General features: G+C 44.8%; 3 protein-coding genes. 2 read left to right on the forward strand and 1 reads right to left on the reverse strand.

Going from position 1 to position 4128, the window contains the following annotated elements; all coding sequences use genetic code 11:
* A partial coding sequence (locus PLH26_RS13390; protein ID WP_324586532.1) for a glycoside hydrolase domain-containing protein occupies positions 1–1084 on the reverse strand: 1084 nt, incomplete at its 3' end.
* Positions 1085–1539: 455 nt separating this feature from the next.
* Here PLH26_RS13390 and PLH26_RS13395 point away from each other — a divergent pair.
* The gene (locus PLH26_RS13395; RefSeq protein WP_324586533.1) at positions 1540–3318 is read left to right on the forward strand and encodes a class I mannose-6-phosphate isomerase; all 1779 of its coding nucleotides are present in this window, start codon (positions 1540–1542) and stop codon (positions 3316–3318) included.
* Positions 3319–3321: 3 nt separating this feature from the next.
* On the forward strand, positions 3322–4128 hold an 807-nt coding region (locus PLH26_RS13400), incomplete at its 3' end, for an MFS transporter (RefSeq protein WP_324586534.1).

Below are 4128 nucleotides of genomic sequence, written 5' to 3' on the forward strand. Positions count from 1 at the left end.
CAGGACTCTCACCTGCATAGCCGGTTTTCAACCTGCCTGTCTGCGCCCTATGCATGGGATAAGCGCCATTTACATCACTGGCAATGCCCCTGCCCAGCAATGCATGAAACAGACCGGTATAAAATTTTACCTTACTTTTCTCATCTGTTCCTTCTACTGTGATTTTACCCAGTTCCTGTTGCCAGGTGTTTTGCGCCATTATCCGGGCATCATCAAAAGAAAGTGTGGCGGCCTCCGCGTTCAGGTTTTCTTTCGCATTGGCTGTTGATGTATAGGAAAGTCCCACTTTTATTTCTATACTTTCATTTTCCGCAGTTTGATAATTTAAGAAAAGTCCGGCTCCTTTTCCTTTGGCAGCTAAAGTATTTTCGCTGACGCTGTTTTCAGTGAATGCTCCAACACTTCCGGGTTTTTTGCTGACTTCGCCATAAAAATACATGGCTACCTTACCTTCGGGATCATACAAACGAAGATATTGCGGATACGTTACCACAAAGCCTTCGAAATGGGTATCATCGGTCATTCGTATGCCCGCATCTGTTACTTCACCGCTTTCTCCCTGTTTATTACCAATATCCAGTATAATATGCGAATGGCTGTTCTCCGGAAAAATGTAACGATGAAAGCCAACCCGTTTGGTAGCGGTTAATTCAGCGGTAATATTATAATCATCAAGCAGCACTTTATAATAGCCGGGCTCAGCTATTTCATTTTCCCTGCTAAAAGACGAACGGTAGCCGCCGGATGGATCCTCTAACTTGCCGGGCTTTACGTTTAATTGTCCCGTGGTGGGCATAAAACCAACGCCGCCCACCTGCCATTCGTGAAAATGCACAAACCCTTCTATGGAATTTTGTCTTGTGTCGTATCCTACGGCCTCCCATCCCGAGGCATTGCCGTAATGCCCGTTGGTGGATGGCGCCAGTTTGGCCATCCCGTAAGGCACTGCTGCGGGTGTGTAAAAAAACCATCGGCTGTGCGCTGTGCCTATATTCGGGTCAACATACTTCAACAAATTCTGAGCAGTTAAACCATATGGAAAAAGCAACAGGAGAAGCGCATGATATCCGGATAATATCTTCATATAAAAAAGAAGGTTTAATATGGGGAACCCGTTAAGGTTGTGCAAAAACGCATAAAAAATACAGCTATCTTACACAACCCGCTAAAAAAGAGTTTTAAAATAATTGGGAATGAATAAAAAAGTTTCTACATTTGATATGTATGGACATATAGACATAAATCTACGAAATTCTGTTAAATAACCAGGCAGCATTTCACTTTAACCGTGCAACACGATACCGAATTACGGCTTTCAGAAAGACGATGACAATTTTAATTTGATGACAGGCAGGTGTACGGGTATATTTTAACAATGAACGGAGTTGTTTTATTGCACAACGATTACCAGTGAGTGCTTTCAGATAACGCGTGCAATCCTCCGGGTTGCTTTTTTGTTTTATATTCAGGTATGACGCTTTGGCAACCGGAATGTGCAGGGTGCTCTGGTTATCATTTATTTACCTTAAAAGCACAAATTTGTATAATTCTAATTTTGACAAGTTTCCCGAAGTTGCGGTGCATGGCTACAGGGGTTATTCGGGCTGGGATGAAATTGCAGATGAATTGCAAAGCCGCATTTATCAGGAAAAAGCTGATCCCTGTGTTATCATTATTGAATGCTATCACGGTGTTTTTGCGGAACAGTTGGTTTCACAATTGAAACGGCATATCACTGATCCGATACATTTTATTCCTGCGCAAACAGCCATGCTTTCTGCAAACCAGGTTGAACATTTGGTATATCCCTATGTTACAGATGACCCGGTTTTTGGTCGTATCACCTCACTTGATCTGGAAGATTTTTTTGTGCCCCAGCGCCTGGAACAACTGCGGCAGGAAATTAAAAGCACAAAAGGCATAGTATGTATTTATGGAACGGGGGCGTCCTTTGTGCACAAAAAGCCGCATATACTGATATACGCCGATATGCCCCGATGGGAAATTCAACTGCGGTTCAGGCGCAATGAGATCAGCAATCTGGGTACCGATAACCCCGGCGACGTATTTTCATACCAGTATAAAAGAGCTTTTTTTGTTGACTGGCGCGTATGCGACAGGCAAAAAAAAGAACTGCTGCCGGTGGCCGATTATGTACTGGACACAACGCGCCCCGATGACCCCAAAATGATATCCGGATCAGCATTGCAGAATGCTTTAAAAGAAATAGTACATCAGCCTTTCAGGGTGGTGCCTTTTTTTGATCCCGGTCCCTGGGGAGGACAATGGCTGAAAGAGGTTTGTGATTTGGAAAGAACAGAAAAAAATTTTGCATGGGGCTTTGATTGTGTACCGGAAGAGAACAGCCTGCTGATACGCTTGGATCATATTTTATTTGAAACACCTTCTATCAATCTTGTTTTCAGCCAGCCCAGAGCGCTGCTGGGCGTTAAAGTATTTGAAGCTTTCGGGGCCGAGTTCCCTATAAGGTTTGATTTCCTTGATACGATGCAGGGCGGAAATCTGAGCCTGCAGGTGCATCCTTTAAAGGAATATATCCATGAAAAGTTCGGGATGGATTATACACAGGATGAGAGCTATTATTTCCTGGAAGCGCAAAATGATTCTTTTGTATACCTCGGGCTTAAAGAAGGGATCGTTCCGGAAAGAATGGTCAGCGACCTGGAAGCGGCCCAGGAAAAAAATGTAACATTTGATGCAGATCAGTACGTAGAAAAATGGCCCATCCGCAAGCACGACCACGTATTGATCCCGGCAGGTACGGTGCATTGCTCCGGCGCTAACAGTGTAGTGCTGGAGATCAGCGCCACGCCTTACATTTTTACATTCAAGCTGTGGGACTGGGGAAGAATGGGAATGGACGGAAAACCCAGGCCTATTTCATTAAAGCACGGGCAGCATTCCATTCAATGGAACCGCACCACGCAATGGACTAAAAATAATATTCTTAACCAGGTACAAAAGATTGCGGAAGGAGACGAATGGGTGGAGGAAAGAACCGGGCTTCATGACGGTTCTTTTATAGAAACAAGAAGACACTGGTTTACCGGACAGGTTCATCATAATACCAACGGCGTTGTAAATATCCTCAACCTTGTGGAAGGCAGAGAAGCGGTTGTGGAAAGTCCCGGGGGCGCTTTCAAACCCTTTATCGTGCATTATGCTGAAACTTTTATTGTACCGGCTGCTGTTGGTGCATATACCATCCGTCCCTGGGGCAATGGCAAAGGCACAACCTGTTGCACGATCAAAGCATTTGTAAATACAGAAAATATCGGGGATTACCACAGCAATTGATATATGGGAAATTATAGTTTAAAATACGTATACCGGTACACTTTTGTAGCCGCCGTTGGCGGCTTGCTTTTTGGTTATGATACCGCAGTGGTTGCGGGCGCTATCGGTTTTATGCAGGAGAAATATGATCTCTCCCCGGCTATGACAGGCTGGGCAGCTTCCTGTGCTTTGATTGGCTGCATGGCAGGTGCCATGCTTGCCGGAATGCTCAGTGATAAGCTGGGCAGGAAAAAAGTGCTGATGATATCCGGCTTTGCTTTCGCTATTTCATCCATTGGCATACTTATTCCTTCAGGTATTGAATATTTTATTTTCTTCCGCTTCATTGGCGGTATAGGCATTGGTATCGCTTCTATTCTGTCGCCCATGTACATTTCGGAGATAGCCCCGGCTGCCATCAGAGGCAGGCTTATCTCCATTTACCAATTGGGGATAGTGACCGGCATACTCCTGATCTATTTTGTAAATGCAGGTATTGCAGGGTTGCATGACCATGCATGGAACGTAAACTCAGGATGGAGATGGATGTTCGGATCCGGACTTGTACCATCTATTGTATTTATTTTTTTGCTGCTCCCGGTTCCTGAAAGTCCGCGCTGGCTGGCAAAACAAAACAGGTGGAATGAAGCCGATGGTATACTTGCCAAAGTAAACGGCAGGGAAAACGCCGACAAAGAAATCATTTCCATCCGCGAATCATTAACAGAAAAGCAGGCGCCTTTTTCCGACCTGCTGAAGCCCGGTTTGCGTACGGCTCTGATCATAGGCATCGTGTTATCTGTTTTTTCACAGATCACGGGCATCAATGTA

This window comes from Agriterribacter sp. (assembly GCF_035444585.1).
In the GTDB taxonomy this organism is placed as follows: domain Bacteria; phylum Bacteroidota; class Bacteroidia; order Chitinophagales; family Chitinophagaceae; genus Agriterribacter.